Raw genomic sequence first — 611 nt, forward strand, 5'->3', positions numbered from 1 at the left:
TACGCTTTATTAGCGTTCTAATATGATATCATACTCTGAATCATACTTTAAACTGCTCGTTAGTGCCAGTTGCCGCTAATTGCTGACTACAAAGGTAAGGATGAAGAAAAGGGATATTTGCAGTTCCTCTTCAATATCTATAGATATTAGGATGTATTTGTCGAATTGGTTCTATCCACGACAGCAAATAGAACCAACAAAATGAGAAAAGGACTGCTGGAACACTATCATTCCAACAGTCCTTTTCTGTGTGTTATTGTCAAATGGTTACTTCTTCAAGGTGATACAGCCAACCGAAGCACGTTTCTGAGCATCGGAAATCTTGGCATACACCTCTGTCGTTGCCACATTCTTGTGACCGAGATAACGCTGCACTACGGCAATACTTGTTCCTGCGTCCAACTGGAGACAGGCAAAGCTGTGGCGTGAACAATGATAGGAGATATGCTTGGTAATCCCTGCATCTTTCAGCCAGTTCTTCAATGGTGCCTGTGTCATGGAGTCTTTGAAATCAGGGAACACCTTACCTCGTTTATCAGGTGAATAGCCTATCAGTTCCAAGGCTTCCTCACTGATTGGGTTATGCACGATGTCTTTTGTCTTCTGCATTC

The 611-nt window shown here is 42.4% G+C and carries 1 protein-coding gene; it reads right to left on the reverse strand.

Annotated features, from left to right (window positions below; all coding sequences use genetic code 11):
* Positions 1 to 267: 267 nt before the first annotated feature.
* Positions 268 to 611: site-specific integrase (locus tag I6E38_RS15595; protein ID WP_235394734.1), on the reverse strand; the 344-nt coding region annotated here is incomplete at its 5' end.

It is taken from the genome of Leyella stercorea (assembly GCF_021531355.1).
Classification (GTDB): Bacteria; Bacteroidota; Bacteroidia; order Bacteroidales; family Bacteroidaceae; genus Prevotella.